The organism is Nocardioides sp. NPDC057772, from assembly GCF_042798075.1.
Lineage (GTDB): Bacteria > Actinomycetota > Actinomycetes > Propionibacteriales > Nocardioidaceae > Nocardioides.
Window position 1 is genome coordinate 1 of sequence record NZ_JBHVKN010000079.1, and the last position, 21,423, is coordinate 21,423.

17 protein-coding genes are annotated in these 21,423 nt (G+C 69.0%); 12 read left to right on the plus strand and 5 right to left on the minus strand.

Annotated elements, in window-relative coordinates:
- Together ACFVJS_RS14785 and ACFVJS_RS14790 are read left to right on the plus strand one after the other, a co-directional pair.
- On the plus strand, positions 1-817 hold an 817-nt coding region (locus ACFVJS_RS14785; protein ID WP_378881343.1), incomplete at its 5' end, for an XRE family transcriptional regulator.
- Positions 818-897: 80 nt separating this feature from the next.
- The gene (locus ACFVJS_RS14790) at positions 898-1,707 is read left to right on the plus strand and encodes a phosphotransferase enzyme family protein (protein WP_378881346.1); all 810 of its coding nucleotides are present in this window, start codon (positions 898-900) and stop codon (positions 1,705-1,707) included.
- A gap of 57 nt (positions 1,708-1,764) precedes the next feature.
- Here ACFVJS_RS14790 and ACFVJS_RS14795 read toward each other — a convergent pair whose 3' ends face one another.
- A complete protein-coding gene (locus ACFVJS_RS14795) occupies positions 1,765-4,119 on the minus strand; it encodes a hypothetical protein (protein WP_378881349.1) in 2,355 nt (784 codons plus the stop codon).
- Between the two features lie 146 nt (positions 4,120-4,265).
- Here ACFVJS_RS14795 and ACFVJS_RS14800 point away from each other — a divergent pair, with 146 nt between their 5' ends.
- Positions 4,266-6,203, plus strand: a complete 1,938-nt coding sequence (locus ACFVJS_RS14800; protein WP_378881351.1) for a glycosyltransferase — start codon at positions 4,266-4,268, stop codon at positions 6,201-6,203.
- 47 nt (positions 6,204-6,250) lie between these two features.
- Here ACFVJS_RS14800 and ACFVJS_RS14805 read toward each other — a convergent pair whose 3' ends face one another.
- The 3 genes from ACFVJS_RS14805 to ACFVJS_RS14815 are packed head-to-tail and all read right to left on the minus strand — an operon-like array spanning position 6,251 to position 10,343.
- Positions 6,251-7,783: a class I SAM-dependent methyltransferase gene (locus ACFVJS_RS14805; RefSeq protein WP_378881354.1), complete on the minus strand. Its 1,533-nt coding sequence runs from the start codon at positions 7,781-7,783 to the stop codon at positions 6,251-6,253.
- 9 nt (positions 7,784-7,792) lie between these two features.
- Positions 7,793-8,923, minus strand: a complete 1,131-nt coding sequence (locus tag ACFVJS_RS14810; RefSeq protein ID WP_378881355.1) for an acyltransferase family protein — start codon at positions 8,921-8,923, stop codon at positions 7,793-7,795.
- 4 nt (positions 8,924-8,927) lie between these two features.
- Positions 8,928-10,343, minus strand: a complete 1,416-nt coding sequence (locus tag ACFVJS_RS14815; protein WP_378881357.1) for an SDR family NAD(P)-dependent oxidoreductase — start codon at positions 10,341-10,343, stop codon at positions 8,928-8,930.
- A 299-nt stretch (positions 10,344-10,642) separates the two neighbouring features.
- Here ACFVJS_RS14815 and ACFVJS_RS14820 point away from each other — a divergent pair, with 299 nt between their 5' ends.
- From ACFVJS_RS14820 to ACFVJS_RS14855, 8 genes are all read left to right on the plus strand, one after another.
- Positions 10,643-11,563 (plus strand): Rossmann-like and DUF2520 domain-containing protein, encoded by a 921-nt coding sequence (locus ACFVJS_RS14820; protein WP_378881361.1) that lies wholly within the window; start codon positions 10,643-10,645, stop codon positions 11,561-11,563.
- Positions 11,563-12,429 carry a pantoate--beta-alanine ligase gene (gene panC, locus ACFVJS_RS14825; RefSeq protein ID WP_378881363.1) on the plus strand — a complete coding sequence of 289 codons (867 nt, stop codon included), beginning with the start codon at positions 11,563-11,565 and terminating at the stop codon, positions 12,427-12,429. The genes ACFVJS_RS14820 and panC overlap by 1 nt, the downstream gene beginning before the upstream one ends.
- Positions 12,426-12,851, plus strand: a complete 426-nt coding sequence (panD, locus tag ACFVJS_RS14830) for an aspartate 1-decarboxylase (protein ID WP_008354878.1) — start codon at positions 12,426-12,428, stop codon at positions 12,849-12,851. The genes panC and panD overlap by 4 nt, the downstream gene beginning before the upstream one ends.
- 9 nt (positions 12,852-12,860) lie before the next feature.
- On the plus strand, positions 12,861-14,522 hold the full coding sequence (locus tag ACFVJS_RS14835) for an L-aspartate oxidase (RefSeq protein WP_378881367.1): 1,662 nt from the start codon (positions 12,861-12,863) through the stop codon (positions 14,520-14,522).
- Positions 14,522-15,451 (plus strand): carboxylating nicotinate-nucleotide diphosphorylase, encoded by a 930-nt coding sequence (nadC, locus tag ACFVJS_RS14840; protein WP_378881370.1) that lies wholly within the window; start codon positions 14,522-14,524, stop codon positions 15,449-15,451. The genes ACFVJS_RS14835 and nadC overlap by 1 nt, the downstream gene beginning before the upstream one ends.
- Positions 15,452-15,462: 11 nt before the next feature.
- Positions 15,463-16,245, plus strand: coding sequence for a type III pantothenate kinase (locus tag ACFVJS_RS14845; protein ID WP_378881374.1), 783 nt, complete (start codon positions 15,463-15,465; stop codon positions 16,243-16,245).
- A gap of 121 nt (positions 16,246-16,366) precedes the next feature.
- Entirely contained in the window at positions 16,367-16,693 is a 327-nt protein-coding gene (locus tag ACFVJS_RS14850) for an Lsr2 family protein (RefSeq protein ID WP_378881377.1), read from the plus strand.
- 212 nt (positions 16,694-16,905) lie between these two features.
- Positions 16,906-19,491: an ATP-dependent Clp protease ATP-binding subunit gene (locus tag ACFVJS_RS14855; protein ID WP_378881380.1), complete on the plus strand. Its 2,586-nt coding sequence runs from the start codon at positions 16,906-16,908 to the stop codon at positions 19,489-19,491.
- 203 nt (positions 19,492-19,694) lie between these two features.
- On the opposite strand, the gene ACFVJS_RS14860 is transcribed toward ACFVJS_RS14855, so the two are convergent.
- A complete protein-coding gene (locus ACFVJS_RS14860) occupies positions 19,695-20,561 on the minus strand; it encodes an A/G-specific adenine glycosylase (protein WP_378881382.1) in 867 nt (288 codons plus the stop codon).
- Positions 20,562-20,641: 80 nt separating this feature from the next.
- On the opposite strand from ACFVJS_RS14860, the gene ACFVJS_RS14865 reads away from it, so the two are divergent.
- Positions 20,642-21,367 carry a hypothetical protein gene (locus ACFVJS_RS14865; protein ID WP_378881385.1) on the plus strand — a complete coding sequence of 242 codons (726 nt, stop codon included), beginning with the start codon at positions 20,642-20,644 and terminating at the stop codon, positions 21,365-21,367.
- The last annotated feature ends 56 nt before the right edge of the window (positions 21,368-21,423 follow it).

The following is a 21,423-nucleotide window of genomic DNA, read 5'->3' on the forward strand; positions in this document are numbered from 1 at the left end:
GTCGGAGATGAGCCGCGCGGCGAACCTGCTGAAGCTGCCGTGCCCGCATCGGCTTCGGCCCGAGCTGCTCGCGGCGGTCGGTCAGCTCGGTGTCGTCACCGGGGCTCTGCTGTTCGACTCCCATCAGCACCAGCTCGCCGATCGGGTTCTGGCCTTTGCCACCGCTTGTGCCGAGGACGGCGGTGACTGGCATCTTCGCGCGAAGTCGTTGTCCTGGCGCGCACGACAAGCGGTCTGGGTTGGTGACGCCGAAGGCGCCCTGACCCTTGCGCAGTTGGGGCTCGTTCGCCGCGACCGGCTCACGGCGACAGAGCAAGCCATGCTGTTCACCGCCGTGGCCCGTGCTCACGGCCGGCGGGGAGACGTCGATGCGACGCTGCAGGCGGTCGGGGAGGCGGACGATGCGTTCGCCCGCGCCAATCCCGACGACGACGTGCCCTGGATGGCCTACTACGATCACGCCCAGCACTGTGGCGACACCGGACACGCGCTCGCCGAGCTGGCCGTCCACGGCGTACGCGTGGAGGAGACGGCCCACCGGCTCGCGACCGCGGTCGACGAGCATCCCGACTCCTACGTCCGGTCGCGAGCGATCAGCGGGTTCAAACTGGCCGCGATCACCATGCGAACCGGCGACCCGGACCACGCCGTCGAGATTGCCCGGGCTGCAGTCGGTGACGCAGAAGGTGTGCTCTCCAAGCGGCTGCATCGGACTGCGTCGGAGGTCGCCCAGTCCGCTCGTCTTCACCAGCACGATCGGCGCGACGAGGTGGCTGAGGTGCTGGAGACCGTACGAACCGTTGGCGTCGCCTCGTGAACCACGCTCCAGCGCTCGGGTCGGATGAGATTCTCGCGGCTGCCTGCCATCGAGCCGGGTTGCCGGCTGCGGATGCACAGGTGTTGAGTGCAGGCGAGAACCACGTCTACCGCCTCTCGGGCGGTGCGATCGCCAGGGTCTCCAAGCCCGGTCAAGAACAGGCCGCAAGCCGGGAGGTCTTCCTGGCCAGCTGGCTCAACGCCAACGGGGTCCGCGCGGTCCAGCCGTACGCAGACCTCCAAGCCGACCAGCCGGTCGTCGTCGAGGGCCACCCGGTTACCTTCTGGCACGACCTTGGCAACCATCGCCCAGGCACGCCCCGCGAGGTCGCGGCAGCGTTGAAGCAACTCCACTCCCTGCCCATCCCCGGCAAGATGGTCGCCCGGCTGGCGCCGTTCGTGCGCCTCGAGGAACGCATCACCGCCGCGACCTGGCTACCGACCGACGATCGCACCTGGCTGCTGGCGAGGCTCGAGGACCTTCAAGCAGCCTGGACGGATCGGCCCCGTGGCCTCCCTGACTCTGTGATCCACGGAGACGCCTGGGCCGGCAACGTGGTCGGTACCCCCGAAGGGGTCACCCTCCTCGACCTGGAGCGATGTACCGTCGGCCCTCCCGAGTGGGACCTGACCTCGACCGCGTGCCGGGTGACGTCGTATTCAACGCTGTCGGCAGTGGACTACGCCGACTACTGCGAGGCCTACGGACGCGACGTCACCCTGTGGGACGGGTTCGACCTCTTCCGCGACATCCGCGAGCTCCGAGTCACCTGCTACGCCGCCTACCGAGCCCAGCACGACCCAGCTCTGAGACCTAACGCAGTCACTCGGGTCGGCTGTCTCAGGGGACTGAACGGTCCGCGACCGTGGCGCTGGGACCCGCTGCCCTAGACAGCCGACGAGCCGACCGCGACCGGATCACAGCCCCACTGCATCGTTCCCTTCAGATCAGGACAGCCGGGCGAGAGCCGGCTTGTTCACCGAGGTCTTGCCGGGGATCGCGTTCCAGCGCTCCGGGAGCACCGTGCGGTGCGGGCCGACCTCGAGGAGGACCACGTTGCGGTAGGTCATCCCGTAGGTCTCGACGTAGGGCGCCAGCGAGGTGAGCAGCCCCTTGTCGCGCCACTGGGCGGCGTCGAGCACGAGCACCTCGATGTCGAAGGCGTCGAAGTCGAACGCGTGCCGCTGGTGGCCGTCTCGACGCAGCTCGGCAGCCTCGGTGGTGCGCTCGGCCTGCTTGTTGGCAGCAGCGTGGATCTGCTGGAAGCCGCTGACCCCGCGGGTGCCGACGACGTCGGTGGCCGCCAGCAGGTTGCCCTCGAGGTCGGTGTCGGCCAGGCCGGCGATGTCCTCGGTGAGCACCGCGGAGACCGGCAGGATGACGAGCTTGTCGACGTCGGGCAGCAGGTCGGCGACCACGAGGCGCTCGACCTGGCCGATCGGCATCGTGCTGCCGTCCGGCAGCTTGATGCCGTCGAAGCCGGACACGTCCAGCGCGCTGAGCGTGATGCCCGGGCGGGCGAGCTCGTCGAGCCGCAGGTCGGTGCCACCGGTGTTGACCCAGAGGTGGACCGGACGCGACGAGTAGGCCTTGATCGACTTGATCAGCCGGCGCAGCTTCGGGCGCTGCTTCGGGCGGGCCGAGACGGCGACGTGGATCGCGTCGGCCGGGACCTGCTCCGGGGTGTGCACCGGGTTGCTGCGTACGTCATCGGCGATCGAGCTGCGCAGCTCGCCGACCTTGCGGGCGGAGGCCCGGCGCTGACGCGCGATCTCGACCTCGGCGGCGTTCATCTCGCGCCACTGCTCGTAGACCTCCTCGACGCTCGCGCCGGAGAAGATCTTGGTGAGGATCGTCTCGAGCCGGTCGTTCATGCTCTCCCGGATGCCGTCGAACTCGTCCGGGGTGAGCGGGTTGAGACCGGCGAAGCGGGGGTCGGAGAGGTTCTTCGGGCGGAAGTCGATGTCGATGCCGATGCTGCGACCGGGCAGGTAGCAGTGCAGACGGCTGGTGACCAGCTTGCGGTGGTCACGGCGGTAGCCCTCGAGCATCGCGATCGCGTCGTCGATGTTGCGCACGAACGGCCGGAACCGGACCTCGTCGAGACCGCCCTGGGCGTAGGTGGGAGCACCCTCGGGGATCGAGCCGTCGAAGACGTCGACGTAGCCGACCGGGGCGTCGGGCCCGGGCAGCTGGTCCGCGTCGGGGAAGACGGTCGAGACCGTGGTGGTGAGGCAGCCCGAGAAGAAGGCGGGCACGCCGACGGAGAGCAGGATGTCGACGGTCGTCCAGTCGCGGCAGCCGATCGGGGCGTACTTCTTCAGGTACTCGATCGTCTCGTCGGTCATCATCGCGCGGGTGCTGCAGTGGAACGAGACGAAGATCGGGCGCAGGTTCTTGTGGAACGGCATCCCGTAGCGCATCTCGAAGATGGGGTGCATGTACCACCCGAAGCCGAGCATCCAGGTGTCCTTCGGGACCGGCTGGTACATCGACGCGTCGCGCTGGAGGGTCATCAGCTGGACCTTGGCGGAGAGGCCCTCTCGGACCCGCTCGGGACGGACCCGCGCGCGCAGCCGCTCGGCGAGGTCGTCGAGCTCGGACTCGCCGGTGAACTCCAGGTCCTTGTGGCGGACCACGTGCCCGAGGGAGGCGAGGGTCTGGACGTGGTCGCCGATGTTGGCCGAGGCGCGGGAGCGGCCGGGGTGGCCGTAGTCGACGACGGCGTAGGAGACGGTGTCCTCCGGAACCTCCGGGCCGTCGGGCTCGTCGTTGTCGGCCGCCACCCACGAGCGCAGCCAGTCACGGCTCTCGACGACCCACTTCGTGTCGCCCTTGGTGCCGTCGCCGACGGCCTCGTCGAGCCGCGCGTAGAGGCTGCGGGCCAGTTCCTGGTCGCCGAAGCCGAAGATCCGGCTGGTCATCGCCAGCCACGCCCGCCCCGGGACGTACGCAGCGCCGGACTCGGCCAGGTCGCGCAGGGTCGCGCGGGTGGCGTCGGGGTCGACGTGGAGCCCGGACATGACGTACTCGTCGGCGGCCGTGACGGCCCACGTCTCGACCGGGATGCCCTGGAAGAGGGCCCAGGCGCGCTCGTAGAAGCCGCCACCGGCGGCGGCGACCGCCCCTTCCAGATCAGCGGCGACGACGAGCGGCTCGACCTCGATGGAGATCGGCGCCGGCTTGCCAGCCTTGTCAGCGTGCGGCGTGCCCTCCGAGATGGACGGGACGCGAGCGGTCAGGCTCTGACGCAGGCGCTCCGGAAGCAGCTGGCGAGCGAGTCGTCGAGCTGGGCTGGCCATGGGACTCCTTCATTGGTGTTCGACGTGATGTCGTTGGGCGGAGCCGCGTTGTTCGCGGTCCGTTCACGCGATCCCCCCTATGATCCAGACGGGATATCCTGCCCGAAGAATCGGCGATCCCCAAAGGCGCGGACTAACCTCTCCGCATGCCGATCGCCAACCCCCACGAGCAGGTCGCGCTCCCTGAGGGCCGCTACCTCACGATGTGCAACGAGATCGCGACGAAGTTCGGTGGACAGACCCGCGCGATGATCATGCGCAACCGCCTGATCACCCAGCACACCGGGATCCCGACCACGCTGCTGACCACCGAGTCGAAGCCCGTCTACGACGAGGTGCGTGAGGTGCTGCGCGAGTCGGGCCAGCTGATCGAGGGCATGGAGCTCCTCAACCTCTACGAGTGGTACCGCCACCACACCCCCACCGACGAGCCGGACGAGTCCGTCGCCGGGCTCGGCGGGCGACTGGCCGAGGTGCCCGGCACGACCACGTCGGACGTACTCCACCCCGACGGCACCGTCTACTACACCGCCCACTCCCAGTCGGGGAAGGACCTGGCGCGCGACTACCGCCGCGCCGACGGGTCGATCTATCTGCGGGCGCCGGGGCCGGGGGCTCCGGCCGCGTCGCGGGTCCCCTACATCCTCACCGACGCCGAGGGGCGTCCGATCCGGTCGTGGGAGGCCGTCGGCGGCTGGCTGTGGCACTGGCTCGAGCTGCTCGTGGGCGACGCCGAGCGGGTCTTCATGGTGACCGACTCCCGGTTCGCGCTGCGCGACGTGATGCCGCGCCAGGACGACCGCTTCTACTTCCTCCACCTCATGCACAACAACCATGTGGTGAAGGAGCGGCGCTGGAACTCCCAGCTCTCGGGCAAGTACGCGCCGCTGCTCGACAACATCCACGAGTACGACGCGCTGGTGAACCTCACCCATCGCCAGTCCGAGCACATCGCGATGCGCTACGGCTCGACCTCGCACCGGTTCGTCGTGCCCAACCCGGTCGAGCTGCCGGAGCTGCCCGAAGTGATGCCCGACCGGGAGCCGGCGACGTTCGTCACCGTTGCCCGCCTCGAGCCGCAGAAGCGCCTCGAGCACGCCATCAAGGCCTTCGCCAAGGTGATCGAGAAGCGGCCCGAGGCGAAGTTCCAGATCTACGGCGACGGCAAGCTCTACAAGCCGCTGGCCGACCTGATCGAGACCCTCGACGTCGGCAAGAACGTCCAGCTCATGGGCCACGACCCGCGGGCCAAGGAAGCGCTGCTGCACGCGACCGGCTTCATCATGACCAGCGTCAACGAGGGCTACCCGCTGGCGACCCTGGAGTCGCTCTCCTTCGGGTGTCCGGTGATCAGCTACGACATCAACTACGGTCCGCGCGAGCAGATCAGCGACGGTGTCGACGGCTTCATCGTCGAGGCCGAGGACATCGACGCCGTCGCCGACCGCTGCATCCGGATGATCGACGCCCCCGAGATGGTGGCCGAGATGTCCCGCAAGGCGCTGGAGAAGGCGGAGAAGCACACCTGGCGCGCCTTCCTCGAGGACTGGCGGGTCGCCTTCGAGGGTGCCGTCGCCCAGCGCCCCGGCCGGATCGAGAAGGCGCGCGCCCGGCTCGACGTGCACGCCCTCGGCTGGGCGCGGCCGATGCCCGAGGGCGTCGCCACCCGCCTGCCGGGTCCGGCCAGCCGCCTGGGTCGCACCCAGGCCAGCTCGGCCGCCTTCCGGGACTCCCGTACGCTCCGTTTCGACGCCACGCTCACCGTGACGGGCGAGTGGCCCAAGGGCGTGATGGCCGACCGCATCGTCACCCTCGACGCCGTCTGCAACGAGACCGGCGAGGTCGCCTCGCTGCCGCTCGAGGTCTCTCCCGAGGGCCGCGGCGCCTTCCGGCTCGCCTCCCGGTTCGACCTCGCGGAGGTCTTCGAGGAGTTCTCCGACGAGTCGCGCAACCTCGACCTGCGGCTCCGGTTCACCGTCCACAACTGGAACTGGCAGACCACGCTCGGCCGGCCCCGGCACGTACGCCCGAACTTCGAGGTGTCGTTCGGGCCGAACGACGTGCTGCACCTGCAGCGGCGCTGAGTCCGCGGGATATCCGCATGTAGGAATACCCGGTTAACCGGGTATTCCTACATGGTGCGAACGACGTGCAGCTTCGTACGTCGCTCCAGCCTGAACCCGGGCCGGTCCTGGAAGTACTCGTCGACCGCGTCGCGGCACCCGCTGTAGTGGAAGTAGTCGTCGAGCACGATCCGTCCACCCACGACCAGGTGCGGGGTGATCCGCTCCAGACAGGTCATCGTCGACTCGTACCAGTCGCCGTCGAGGTGGGCGAAGGCCACCGGTTCGTCGATCTTCAGGGTGTCCTGGAACAGGCCCTGCACGAGCTCGACGTTGTGCTCGGCCAGGTCGATCCCGTGCCGGGCGAAGGAGTCGCTCACCTCGTCGTAGAGGTTGTCGCGGTAGCCGTAGTAGGTCTCCCCGCCGATGCCCTTCGAGGTGCCGCTGACGATCTTGCGGTAGCGCTTGTGCACGTCCTCGCCGTCGCGCTCGGACGGCTCGGGGATCATCCCGAAGACGTCGTAGACCCGCATCACCCGCTTCGGGTCCTTGGCCGCCGCCATCGTGATCGCGGAGCCACCCAGAGCGGCGCCGGTCTCGATGATCAGTCCGGGCCGGTTCCGGAGGTCGGCATCGAGCACCTGCCGGGCGAGCACCTCCAGGTTCTCGGGCTTGAGGTAGGTGAGGTGCTCGGCCCGGACGCCGTCGAGGACGGTGCGGACCTCGGCCGGGAGCTCGAGGTCGACCAGCGGGTCGCGCACCGACTCCCGGGTGCGGATGGTCTCCGCCCTCAGCCGGGCGACCTCGGCCTCGAGCTCGGCGGTCGTCGCGGTGGCCTTCGGCTTCGCCGGCGCGGCCGTCTCGGGCTTGCGCGCGACCACGACGTAGTTCTTCGGCATCCCGCGCTCGAAACGGCTGCCGGAGACCTCCAGCCGTGCGTACAGGCGGCTGAGCCGGACCGCGAGCTTCCGGTTGAGGAGCACGATCGGGGCGATGTAGGCGAGCTTCCAGCGCAGACCGCGCCCGCGGAGCTCGTCGACGCTCGCGGGAAGGTTCCTCGCCATCATCTGATAGCTGTAGGCGACCGTGCCGAAGTAGCCCTCGAGCCAGTTCATCCGGGCGATCTCGAAGCCGGCCTCCTCGAACATCTTCCGCAGCGAGAACTGGGTGTAGCGGAAGAAGTCGTAGGGCTTCTGGTGCTCGGCGAAGAAGAGCGGAGCGGAGAGGAAGATGCGCCCGCCCGGCTTCAGCACGCGGTGCAGCTCCGCGATGGCCTTCTCCGGCTCGGGCACGTGCTCGAGAACCTGGTTGCAGATCACCCGGTCGAAGCGCCCGTCGTCGACCGGGATGTCGGTGATGTCGCAGACGTAGTCCAGGGGTGCGTACGACGAGTCCAGCTGAGCGAAGTCAGCGGCCTCGTAGTGAGCGTGCTTGAACAGCTTGCGGTAGGGCGATCGCCCCGCTCCCGCGTCGAGGACACGCATGCCCCGCTTGGTGCCTTTGGCGAAGCGTGCCATCTCCTGACGGAGCCGCACTCGGGATGGATTGATGTGCCGGGGTCGAGCCGTGCTGCTGCGATCCGGCCTGACCAGGAGCCGCATGGAGCGACACTAGCGCTGTTGAAGTGGCGTCTCTCGCAAACCGCGCAAGACCGCGTCACGCACAGGATCGTGCAGGCGCCGCTCGACAAGGTAGTGAAGCGCGACGGCCAGGACGAGGGCGGTCGCGATGGCCGCGGCCAGGACGACGTACTCGTCGTAGCGGCCGTGGAACATGTCGATCACCCAGAACGCGAACTGCGCGTGGATCAGGTAGAGCGGGTACGTCAATGCCCCGAGCGTCGTCAGGAAGCGCGCCTCGACGCGGCCGAGCGGGCCGGCAGAGACGAGCCAGACGAGCGCGGCGAACGCGACGATCGCGAGCCCGGTGACCAACGGTGAGACGGTCGCGCCGACGAGCTCGGTGGCCCGGTCGGCGTACTCGGTCGCCTGCCGGATGCCGAGGATCACGTTGTAGGCGACCGCGAGCCAGGCGACGAAGGAGTTGCCGAACCGGTAGACGAGGAACAGCGCCATGCCCATCGCGAAGAACGGGGCGTACTCCGCGAACAGCAGCGAGTTGAGCATGCCGGAGTCGGTCGCCCGGGCGATCTGGGCGAGCAGCGGCCACAGGAACGCGACCGCGATGACCCGCTGCTTGGTGATCCCGACGAGCAGGAACACCCCGATCAGCAGGTAGAACTTGAGCTCGATCCAGAGCGTCCAGAAGGCGCCCTGCGCACTGAGCACGTCCCAGGCGTCCTGGGTCATGGTCAGGTTGATCAGGCCGCCGACGAACCCCTGGTCGCGGCCGCCCTTCCAGTAGGCCTGGAGGATCAGCGTGATGGCCACCGCGACCCAGTAGGCCGGGAACAGCCGGGCGACCCGGGAGGAGACGAAACCGGGCAGGTCACGTCCCCACGCGGTCATCAGGATGACGAAGCCGCTGATGATGAAGAAGAGCTCCACGCCGAGGTAGCCGTAGCGGGTGACGTGGTTGAGCGTCGGGAAGACCTCGTGGGGGTCGAGACCCCAGTAGGGCGTCGCGATGCCGGTGAGGTGGTAGCCCACGACGACCGCCGCCGCGATGAACCGGAGCGCGTCGAGCGCGCCGAGCCGGGGGCGGCGTACGGCCTTCTTGGGCTTGGGTGCGGGGGTGTCGGCGGGGGCGGTGTCGGCCGGGACGGTCGGGGTGCTCGTCATCGGGTCAGTTCCCCGCTGCGGCGTCCAGGGCCTCCTGGATCGGATCGATGCGGCGCAGGTCGATGACGTGGCCGGTGCTCGACGCGATCAGGGTGTCCAGCGACGCTCGCGCGACCGCCTTGGACTCCAGGAGCGTGTGGGACGGCTCCTGGCCGAACGCCTTGGTGCGCATCGGGGTGGCGGTGCGCTCGGGGTTGATCGCGTTGACGCGTACGCCCTGGTCGGCCCACTCGTCGGCGAGCGCCTGGGTCAGGTTGACCGTGGCCGCCTTGGCCGAGGAGTAGAGCGCGTAGCCGCGGCGGCCGCGGGTGTAGGAGCTCGAGGTGAAGAAGAGCAGCGAGCCCTTGGCCCGGGCGAGATAGGGGAAGAACTCCTGGGCGATCAGCACCGGCGCGATGTAGTTGATCTCGGTCGCGGTGTAGATCGTCTCCTCCGACACGGTCGCCAGCTCACCACGCGGCAGCACGCCCGCGGTGTTGACCACGAAGTCGATCGAGCCGAAGCGCTTGCCGGCGTCGGCCGCCGCGGCGACGATGTCGGCCCGCTTGGCGACGTCGGTGTTGGTGGCCGAGCGGCTGTAGGAGGCGACGTTGGCGCCGTAGGACTCGGCCAGCTCCGCGATGTCGGCGCCGATGCCGTAGCTGCCGCCGAAGACGACCATGTTCTTGCCCTCGAGCGCGGCCCGGTAGTCGGACTCGTCCTTCTGCGGGAACTGCTGGTGGGCGGTGAGCTGGAAGAGCTTGTCGGCGATGTAGACGTCGATCGGCTCGGTGACCTTCATGTTCTGCTCGTGACCGTCGACCACCCAGATCTTGGTGTCGGGAAGGTACTTCAGCACGACGCTGCAGTCGTCGGTCGCCTTGAACTTCGGGTCCTGGTCGGCGATCTCGTAGGCCCGCTTCAGGGTCGAGGCGAGGAAGGCCTGCGGGGTCTGGCCGCGGCGCAGGCGCGAGCGGTCCGGGATCTGCGCGATCGTGTTGTCGTCGTCGATCTCGATGATCGTGTCCGCGGAGGGGATGGCCACGTCGACGGCCTGGTAGGTCAGCAGCGCCTTGAAGCAGTTGGTGATCACCTCCTCGCTGAGCAGCGGACGCACGGCGTCGTGGAGGAGCACGTTGCACTCCTCGCCCTCCGGCAGGGCGGCCAGGGCGCGCTTGGTCGTCTCGTTGCGGGTCTCGGCGCCCTCGAGGATCTTGGAGACCTTCGGGTAGCGGCCGTCGCGGGTCATCGCGTGCACGGCGTCGAGGTGACCGGGGGCCATCAGGATGATGATCTCGTCGATCTCCGGGTGGCGGTCGAGCACGCCGAGGGTGTGCTCCATGATCGGCATCCCTGCGATCTTGATGAGCTGCTTCGGGATGTCGAGGCCCACTCGGGAGCCCACACCGCCGGCAAGCAGCACGGCAACGTTACGAAGCACTGAAATCTAACCCTTTGATAGATGACGAGGAGGGGTGGATTCTTCCACGGCCCGCGTGGTCGACTCCAATGCTGGGGGCGAGGTGATACCGAGCCGTTGGTTCGGCGTGTGGCCCACGGTCGGCTCGCTCGTGTGATGGCAGTCACGTCATCATGATGTTTCGGAAGAGTGACCGGCGGCGTACCTTTGTTTCGTCTCGGTCACCGTGGCCGAGCACGCAGGCACAACGTCTGGTACCCATCCCGGCTCCGCTCACAAGGGGGAGTGGTCGGAGGGACTGGAACGAAAGGTCTACCACCATGAACCCACTCAGGGTGGGCGTCGTCGGCGCGGGTCGCGTCGGGGCCGTCCTTGCCGCAGCGCTTCGGTCCGCAGGTCATGAGGTCGCCGCCGTCGCCGGAGAGTCCGACGCCTCCCGCGCACGTATCGCCGCTCTTCTCCCGGGTATCCCGGTCGAGAAGCCGACCGCCGTCGCTCGCGCGTGCGACCTCCTTCTGCTCACCGTCCCCGACGACATGCTCGGCAACGTCGTCCAGACGATGACCGACGCCGGTGCGATCCGACCCGGGATGTACGTCGCCCACACCTCCGGCCGCCATGGTCTGGCGATCCTCGAGCCGGCCGCCGCGATCGGCGCCCACGTGATGGCCGTCCACCCGGCGATGACCTTCTCCGGTACGTCGGTCGACCTCGCCCGGCTCTCGGGCTGCGTCTTCGGGCTCACCGCTGCGACCCCTGCCGACCGGGCCTTCGCCGAGGCGCTGGTGCGCGACCTCGGCGGCAAGCCGATGTGGGTGCCCGAGGAGATGCGGACGCTCTACCACGCCGGGCTCGCCCACGGCGCGAACCACCTGGTCACCCTGGTCACCGAGGCGATGGAGATCCTCGCCGCCGCCGGCGCCACCGACCCCGCCGGCACGCTACGTCCGCTGCTCACCGCCGCCCTCGACAACGCCCTCGACCACGGCGATGCGGCACTGACCGGCCCGATCGTCCGCGGCGACGCCGGCACGGTGGCGGCCCACCTCGACGACATCCGCACCAACGCTCCGCAGACCCTGGCCTCGTACGTCTCGATGGCGCGGGCCACGCTCGACCGGGCGGTCTCCGACGGCCGCCTGCTGCCCATCCGGGCGCTCAAGATCAAGAACCTGCTCGACGAGGCCGACCGCGCCGCCGTGCAGCCGCTGCCGCGTCCGATCCACGTCTGGAACCAGTGATGAGCGAACTCGCCTCCACCCGCGAGGAGCTCGCCAAGCTCCTCGAACCTGCCCGCCGCGACGGCACCACGGTCGGCTTCGTGCCGACGATGGGCGCGCTCCACGAGGGGCACGCGTCGCTGATGCGCGTCGCCCGCGAGCGGGTCGGCGGCGGTCCCGTCGTGGTGTCGATCTTCGTTAACCCGCTGCAGTTCGGCGCGGGCGAGGACCTCGACCGCTACCCGCGCACGCTCGAGGCGGACCTCGAGGTCTGCGAGCGGGAGGGTGTCGACGTCGTCTTCGCGCCCTCGGTGGAGGAGGTCTACCCCGGTGGCGACCCGCAGGTGACCGTGGCCCCCGGGCCGCTCGCCGAGGTGCTCGAGGGCAAGATTCGTCCGGGCCACTTCGGCGGTGTGCTCACCGTCGTCGCGAAGCTGTTCGGGCTGGTCAAGCCCGACGTCGCCGTCTTCGGTGAGAAGGACTACCAGCAGCTCGCGCTGATCCGCCGGATGTCGGCCGACCTGTGCCTCGGTGTCGACGTCGTCGGCGCCCCGACGCAGCGCGAGCCCGACGGCCTGGCGCTCTCCTCGCGCAACCGCTACCTCTCGCCCGAGCAGCGGGAGGAGGCGACGACGCTGTCGCGGGCGCTCTACGCCGCACAGCGCGAGGCCACCGCCGGCGTCGACGCGGCGCTCCAGGCGGCTCGCGCCGAGCTGCGCCGCTTGAAGGGCGTCGACCTCGACTATCTCGTCGTCACCGACCCGGCGCTCGCAGCGCTGCCCACCGACCCGGAGCCGGGCACCGAAGCCCGGATCCTCATCGCCGCCCGGGTCGGCACGACCCGACTCATCGACAACATGAGCCTCACGATCGGAGCATCCCGATGACCCGTCTGCGCACCATGATGACCGGCAAGATCCACCGCGCCACGGTCACCCAGGCAGACCTCCACTACGTCGGCTCGGTCACCGTCGACGCAGATCTCCTCGACGCCGCGGACATCCTCCCCGGCGAGCTGGTCTCCATCGTCGACATCACCAACGGTGCCCGCCTGGAGACCTACACGATCGCGGGCGAGCGCGGGTCGGGCGTCCTGGGGATCAACGGCGCCGCCGCCCACCTGGTCCACCCTGGCGACCTCGTCATCCTCATCGCGTACGCACAGATGACCACCGAGGAGGCCAAGGCGTTCGAGCCGCACGTGGTCCATGTCGACGAGGCCAACCACATCGTCGCGCTCGGCTCCGACCGGAGCGAGCCGGTTCCAGGGACCGACCAGATGCGTGGACCGCTCGTTCTCACGCAGTAGCGTGCGGGCATGAACATCGAGCTGCTCTCCGCCCGCGACCCGGGCTGGACCGAGTGGGCGGACGTGATCGTGGTGGGCTCGGGGATCGCCGGGCTGACCGCGGCGCTGCGGCTGAAGAACCAGGTCGAGCGGGTCGCCGTCGTCACCAAGGACGTGCTCCAGGCCGGCTCGACGCAGTGGGCCCAGGGTGGCATCGCGGCCGCGCTCGGCGAGGGTGACACCCCGGAACAGCACGAGGTCGACACTCTCGTGGCGGGCGCCGGGGCGTGCGACCTGGAGGCCGTACGCGTCCTGGTCGGTGAGGGCGCCGAGGCCGTGCGCGAGCTCATCGAGTGGGGCGCCGACTTCGACAAGGACCCCGAGGGCAACCTGTCGCTCACCCGGGAGGGCGGCCACCGCCGCGACCGGATCGCGCACGCCGACGGCGACGCGACCGGTGCCGAGATCCAGCGCGCGCTCATGGAGGCGGTCCGGCGCGCTCCGGAGATCCTGGTCTTCGAGCACGCGATGGTCGTCGACCTGCTGACCGCCGCCGACGGCGGCGTCGCCGGCCTGACCATCCACGTGATGGGCGAGGGCGACCCCGACGGCGTCGGGATCGTGCGTACCCGGGCCGTCGTGCTCGCCTCCGGCGGCCTCGGTCAGGTCTTCTCGCAGACGACCAACCCCGCCGTCGCCACCGCCGACGGGATGGCGATCGCCCTGCGGGCCGGCGCGACGCTGCGCGACCTCGAGTTCGTCCAGTTCCACCCCACGGTGATGTACCTGGGCGAGGACTCCCGCGGGCAGCAGCCGCTGATCTCCGAGGCCGTACGCGGCGAGGGCGCCTTCCTCGTCGACTGGGACGGAAACCGGCTCATGGAGGGCGTCCACGAGCTGCGCGATCTCGCGCCGAGGGACATCGTCTCCAAGGCGATCATGAAGCGGATGCTCGAGACCGGCCACCCCAACATGTGGCTCGACGCCCGCCACCTCGGCCGGGAGTTCTGGGAGAAGCGCTTCCCCAACATCCTCGCCTCCTGCGAGCAGCACGGCGTCGACCCTGCTGTCGATCTGATCCCGGTCGCGCCGGCATGCCACTACGCCTCCGGCGGGGTCCGCACCGACCTGTGGGGCCGTTCGGACGTGCCCGGGCTCTACGCCACCGGCGAGGTCGCCTGCAGCGGCGTCCACGGCGCCAACCGGCTCGCCTCCAACTCGTTGCTCGAGGGTCTGGTCTTCTCCCGCCGGATCGCCGAGGTGCTGCCCGGCGAGCTGCGTCAGCTCGAGGATCCCGCCCCTGGTGACGGCGCCGGCCGCGTGCTCGTCCCCGGCGCCGCGCTCAAGCAGCTGCAGGAGACGATGACGACCAAGGTCGGTGTCCTCCGCAACGCCACCGGTCTCGCCGAGGCGATCGACGAGCTCGAGCAGCTCGGAGCCACGCCCGCGACCGAGATCGACCCGGCCGCCTGGGAGGCGACCAACCTGCTGACCGTCTCGCTCGCGCTGGCGAAGGCGGCGCTGCTGCGCCAGGAGACCCGCGGGTCCCACTGGCGCGAGGACTTCGCCGAGCGCGACGACGCCGGGTTCGCCGGCCACTTCGACCTCAGACTCCGGGACGGCGAGACCGTCGCCACCTTCGTCCCGGCCCCAGCCACCGATCCCTCGACCACAACCATGGCAGGAGCCTGATGACCATCCGACGCGTGCCCTTCGACGAGATCCCGCAGTCTCTGCGCGACGAGCTGACCAAGGCCGGCCTCGACGCCGGCGAGGTCTACGACGCCGTCGAGCTCGCTCTCGACGAGGACCTGCCCTCGGCCGCTCCCGGCGAGATGCCGAGCGAGGACGTCACCTCCGTCGCGACGATCGCCCCCGACTCCACCGGGATCGGCGTCTTCGCCGCTCGGGAGGACGGCGTGGTCGCCGGCCTCGGCGTGGCCGAGCTCGTCTTTGCGTACGTCATGGGTGACTCGGTCACCGTCACCGACCGCGTCAAGGACGGCTCGAAGGTGAAGGCCGGCGATGTCATCATGCGGATCGCCGGGCCGACCCGCGGACTGCTGACCGCGGAGCGTACGGCTCTCAACTACGCCTCCCACCTCTCCGGTGTCGCCACCGGTGTCGCGGCCTGGACCGAGGCCCTGGAGGGCACCGGCGCGCAGGTGCTCGACACCCGCAAGACGCTGCCCGGCTTCCGGGCCCTGGAGAAGTACGCCGTGCGCTGCGGTGGCGGCGCCAACCACCGGATGTCGCTGTCCGACATGGCGCTGGTCAAGGACAACCACATCGTCGCCGCGGGTGGCGCGGTGCAGGCCTACGAGGCCGTGAAGTTCGCCTACCCGGACGTGCCGATCGAGGTCGAGGTGACCACGCTCGAGGAGCTCAAGGCGCTGCTCGACGCCGGGTGCGGCCGGATCATGCTCGACAACATGTCGACCGCGATGATGAAGGAGGCCGTCGAGATCACCGCCGGCCGCGCGGTGCTCGAGGCGTCCGGCGGACTCACCCTCGATCGCGCCCGCGAGGTCGCCGAGACCGGTGTCGACTACCTCTCCGTCGGCGCGCTGACCCACTCGGTGAAGGTCTTCGACATCGGCTTCGACCTGTCCGAGGGCTGAGGCCTCCCGCCATGTCCCTGCTCGCTGTCAACATCGGCAACAGCCACACGGTTCTCGGGCTGATCGCCGACGGCGTCGTGTCCGCGGACTGGAAGGTCTCCACGCTCGAGCACCGCACCGCCGACGAATGGTGGGCGCTGCTGCGGGGGACCCTCGGCGATGCGATGGTGGCGGGCGTCTCCGGTGTCGTGGTGTGTGCGACCGTCCCGGCGGTCCTGCACGAGTGGCGCGAGATGATCGCCCGCCATCTCGGCTCGGTCGAGAGCGTGGTGGTCGAGCCAGGCGTACGCTCCGGCATCCCGATCCTCATGGACAACCCGCGCGAGGTCGGCACCGACCGGATCGCCAACGCGGTCGCGGCCGTCGCCCTCCACGGTGGCCCCGCGATCGTGGTCGACTTCCGTGGGACGGCGACGACCTTCGACGTGGTCAACACCGCGGGGCAGTACGTCGGCGGTGCGATCATGCCGGGGATCGAGCTGTCCCTGGAGGCGCTGGGGCGGCGTGGTGCGCAGCTGCGAAAGGTCGAGCTCGCCCGGCCGCGTTCGGTGATCGCCAAGAACACGGTCGAGGCGCTGCAGTCCGGAATGGTGTTCGGTGTCGCTGCCCAGGTCGAGGGTATGGTCACCCGGATCATCGCCGAGCTGGGTGTCTCCGCCGATGAGGTGACGGTGATTGCGACCGGCTATCTCGCGGAGTTCGTGCTGGGGGAAAGTAAATGCTTCTCCACGCATTCTCCGTGGCTGACGATGCAGGGACTGGAACTGATATTCCAGAGGAATGTCGCCCGTTAGCGTTTTTGGGTATGGCGCCCTGTTGATTCAACTGGATGATATGTAATGCTATGCGCATCTCGCTTATACGCGGGGCCTATATTCGGCCCGTTTCCGGTTGAAGAGCAGTGAAGGTAGGAACATGGCTAAGAAGGTTCAGATCATCCTCGAGGATGACATCGACGGCTCGGAAGCTGCTGAGACGGTGTCCTTCGCCCTGGACGGCACCTCTTACGAGATTGATCTCAGCGAGACCAATGCGGCAAAGCTCCGTGATTCCCTCGCGCTCTTCATCGGTCACGCCCAGAAGGTGAGCGGTCGCCGCGGCAGCGCCAAGAAGGCGCCGGCTGCCGCCGGCGGGTCGACCCCGAAGGTCATGCGCGAGTGGGGAAAGGCCAACGGTTACACCGTGCCCGACCGCGGCCGCATTCCGGCCGAGGTCCGGGCCGCTTTCGAGGCGGCTCACTGACCGTCAGGTCTCACCACGTCGACGACCGGCTGCCGTGCCCTCCGGGGCGCGGCAGCCGTGTTTGTCCGGTCGACGCGTGGACGCGGCCGTCCGGCGTACGGCACGCGTGTTCGCTCTCAGCGCACGGATCGCGTTGTGTTGTCGGGAACGCGTAGGCTGTCTGCGGGGTTGAATCTTGGTGACGCCCCAGAATTCTTAGGAGAGATGCGTACATGTTCGAGCGGTTCACTGACCGAGCCCGCCGGGTGGTCGTGCTGGCCCAGGAAGAGGCCCGCATGCTCTCCCACAACTACATCGGGACCGAGCACATCCTGCTCGGTCTGATCCACGAGGGTGAGGGCGTCGCGGCCAAGGCCCTCGAGTCCCTCGACATCTCGCTCGAGGCGGTCCGCAACCAGGTCGAGGAGATCATCGGCCAGGGTCAGCAGGCGCCGTCCGGGCACATCCCGTTCACGCCGCGTGCCAAGAAGGTGCTCGAGCTGTCCCTGCGCGAGGCGCTGCAGCTCGGCCACTCCTACATCGGCACCGAGCACATCCTGCTCGGCCTGATCCGTGAGGGTGAGGGCGTCGCCGCCCAGGTGCTGCAGAAGCTCGGCGCCGACCTCAACCGGGTCCGCCAGCAGGTCATCCAGCTGCTCTCGGGCTTCCAGGGCAAGGAGGGCGCGGCCGGCACCTCCGGCGCCACCGCGTCGACCGGCACCACCTCGACCGAGGCTCCTTCGTCCAGCCTCGTGCTCGACCAGTTCGGCCGCAACCTGACCCAGGACGCCCGCGAGGGCAAGCTCGACCCGATCATCGGTCGCGAGGGCCAGATCGAGCGCGTCATGCAGGTGCTGTCGCGGCGTACGAAGAACAACCCGGTCCTCATCGGTGAGCCCGGCGTCGGCAAGACGTCGATCGTCGAGGGGCTGGCCCAGGACATCGTCAAGGGCAACGTGCCCGAGACGCTCAAGGACAAGCAGATCTACACGCTGGACCTGGGCGCTCTCGTCGCCGGTTCGCGTTACCGCGGTGACTTCGAGGAGCGCCTGAAGAAGGTGCTCAAGGAGATCAAGACCCGCGGCGACATCGTGCTGTTCATCGACGAGATCCACACCCTCGTCGGTGCCGGTGCGGCCGAGGGCGCGATCGACGCTGCCTCGATCCTCAAGCCGATGCTGGCACGTGGTGAGCTGCAGACCATCGGTGCGACCACGCTGGACGAATACCGGAAATACCTGGAGAAGGACGCCGCTCTCGAGCGCCGTTTCCAGCCGATCCAGGTGCCGGAGCCGACGATCGCGGTCGCGATCGAGATGCTCAAGGGCATCCGCGACCGTTACGAGGCCCACCACCGGGTGACGATCACCGACGAGGCACTGGTCGCTGCGGTCACCATGGCCGACCGTTACATCTCCGACCGGTTCCTGCCGGACAAGGCGATCGACCTGATCGACGAGGCCGGTTCGCGTCTGCGCATCCGCCGGATGACGGCCCCGGCCGACCTGCGGGAGTACGACGACAAGATCGCCGATGTGCGCCAGCGCAAGGAGGCCGCGATCGACGGTCAGGACTTCGAGGCGGCGGCCCGTCTGCGCGATGAGGAGAAGCAGCTCATCGCCAAGAAGGCCGAGCGTGAGAAGGCCTGGCGTGCCGGCGACATGGACGAGGTCGCCGAGGTCGACGAGGAGCTGATCGCCGAGGTCCTCGCCGTCGCGACCGGCATTCCGATCGTCCAGGTCAACGAGGAGGAGTCCCAGCGCCTGCTGCGCATGGAGGACGAGCTCCACAAGCGCGTCATCGGCCAGGACGAGGCGGTCAAGGCCCTGTCCCGCGCCATCCGACGCACGCGCGCCGGTCTGAAGGACCCGAAGCGCCCCGGCGGTTCGTTCATCTTCGCCGGTCCCTCCGGTGTCGGTAAGACCTGGCTGTCCAAGACGCTCGCCGAGTTCCTCTTCGGCGACGAGGACGCGCTGATCCAGCTCGACATGTCCGAGTTCGGCGAGAAGCACACGGTCTCGCGGCTCTTCGGTTCGCCTCCGGGTTACGTGGGCTACGAGGAGGGCGGCCAGCTCACCGAGAAGGTGCGCCGCAAGCCGTTCTCCGTGGTCCTCTTCGACGAGGTCGAGAAGGCCCACCCGGACATCTTCAACTCGCTGCTGCAGATCCTGGAGGAAGGTCGCCTGACCGACTCCCAGGGCCGCGTGGTCGACTTCAAGAACACCGTCATCATCATGACCACCAACCTCGGCACGCGGGACATCGCGAAGTCGGTCAACCTGGGCTTCTCCCAGGCCAACGACGCCGCGGGCTCCTACGAGAAGATGAAGTCCAAGGTCTCCGACGAGCTCAAGCAGCACTTCCGTCCGGAGTTCCTCAACCGTGTCGACGAGGTCATCGTGTTCCCGCCGCTGTCGCAGGAGCAGATCATCGCGATGGTCGACAACATGATCGGCGCCGTCGAGATCCGCCTCAAGGACCGCGACATGGGCATCGAGCTCACCACGGCCGCGAAGAAGCTGCTCGCCGAGCGCGGTTTCGACCCGGTCCTGGGTGCCCGTCCGCTGCGCCGCACGGTGCAGCGCGAGATCGAGGACGTGCTCGCCGAGAAGATGCTCTACGGCGACATCGGCCCCGGCTCGATCGTCCTCGTGGACGTCGAGGGCGAGGGTCCGGCCGCGAAGTTCACCTTCGAGGGCCAGAAGCGCTCCTCCATCCCGGACGTACCTCCTCTCGAGGGCGCGACGGTGACCGATATCGAGCTCCCCGACCAGGATGAGCCGATCAACATCGACAAGCCGAAGCCCGACTCCGAGTAGTCGGTCAAAGCGACGCCCCGGCCGTTTAGGCCGGGGCGTTTGCTTTATCCCGCCGAGTAGGCAGAAATGGCGGCCGAGACGGCAGAAATGGCGGCCGAGACGGCAGAAATGGCGGCCGAGACGGCAGTTGTGGCGGCCGAGACGGCAGTTGTGGCGGACGAAAGTACAGTTTCGTCCGCCATTTCTGCGGTTTCGGCTGAGGGTTAAGGGAGGGCGAAGAAGTCCGGTTCCACCTCAGCGGCCAGATTGTCCTTCAACAGGCCCTCCAGAGCCCGTTTGCGCTGGGCTTCGTCGGACCAGACGACGTCGAGACGGCTGCGGTGCACGGGGGAGTCGGCATCGCGGAGGACAGCGAGGAGGCGCCCGCGACACTGGCGGTCGGTGCCGGCCCAGGTCTGGACCTTGCGAGGAGGCCCGTCGTACGCAGGGTGGCCGGCGGCACGCCAGGCGCAGAGGTCCGCGACCGGGCAGCGAGCGCACGACGGGTTGGCGGCCGTGCAGACGAGGGCGCCGAGCTCCATGACGGCGACCGACCAGGTGGCGGCGGTGGGCTCGTCCTGGGGGAGTACGCCGGCGGCGAGCTCGCGCTCGACCTTGTTGACCGACTGGGCGGGGAACTCGACGCCGCTGAGGGTCCGGGCGAAGACGCGGCGTACGTTCGTGTCCAGGACCACGTGGCGCTTGCCGTAGGCGAAGGTGGCGATCGCCGCAGCGGTGTAGTCGCCGACCCCGGGGAGAGCGATCAGCTCGTCATAGGAGTCCGGCACCTCGCCGCCGTGGTGCTCGACGATCGCGGTGGCGGCCGCGTGCAGCCGCAGGGCGCGGCGGGGGTAGCCGAGGCGGCCCCAGGCACGTACGGCCTCGCCGGTGGGCTCCGCAGCCAGGTCGGCCGGGGTCGGCCAGCGCTCCAGCCAGGCCTCGTGGACGGGGAGCACGCGGGACACCGGGGTCTGCTGGAGCATGAACTCGCTGACCATCACCGACCACGGCGTCGCGGTCGCGGTGCGCCACGGGAGGTCGCGGGCGTTGGCGTCGTACCAGTCCAGAACGGCGTCGTGGAGTTCGGTCACACCCAGATTGTGCCGTGCGACAGGTATTGCCACGGAGTGGCACCCCGAAACCTCGGCACGGGGTCACTACCGTGTCGCCTATGGCCCGTGCGAGAAGGACTGGAGGACGACTACCAGCCTCGGTCTACTGGCGCCGGCGGCTGGCGGTGCTCGGCATCGTCCTGCTCCTGATCGTCGGGATCTCGCGGTTCTTCTTCAGCGGTTCCGACGGGGCGGACGACACCGCCAGGCCCGTCGCCGACGAGCCCACGGCGACCGTGACCGTCACCCCGACTCCCAGCGCCGAGCCGTCGAAGAAGGCAGGCAACGCGGGCGGTGGCAAGAACAAGCCCCGGAAGCCGAAGAGCAGTGCCCCGCCGGAGCCGACCGGCGAGTGCTCGCCCGCCGACATCGTCGTCGAGCCCGCCGTCACCGATGGCTACTCCTACGACAACGTCACCATTCCGCTCCAGCTGCGCACCGTGAAGGCCTCCGCGTGCACCTGGAAGCTGTCGTCAGACGCGCTTCAGGTGCGGATCTCGCAGAAGGGCGGTGACCTGGTCTGGTCGACCGTCGACTGCCCCAAGGCGGTGCCGACCAAGGAGATCGTCGTACGCCGCGACGTCGTCACCACGCTCCCGCTCACCTGGAGCGGCCGCCGTGTCGTCGCCGGCGAGTGCACCGGTCACGGTCCGTGGGTGAAGCCGAACTTCTTCACGATCGTCGCCGCCGCGCTCGGTGGCGAGCCGTCATCGGCCACCTTCGGACTCTACAAGCCGGGCACCGCGCTGTCGCGTACGGAACCTGACTCCCCTGCCAGCCGGTAGCCGAGACGTCGGCTAGGTCGGCCGAGACGTCACCGGCGTCGGCCGAGTTGGCACAC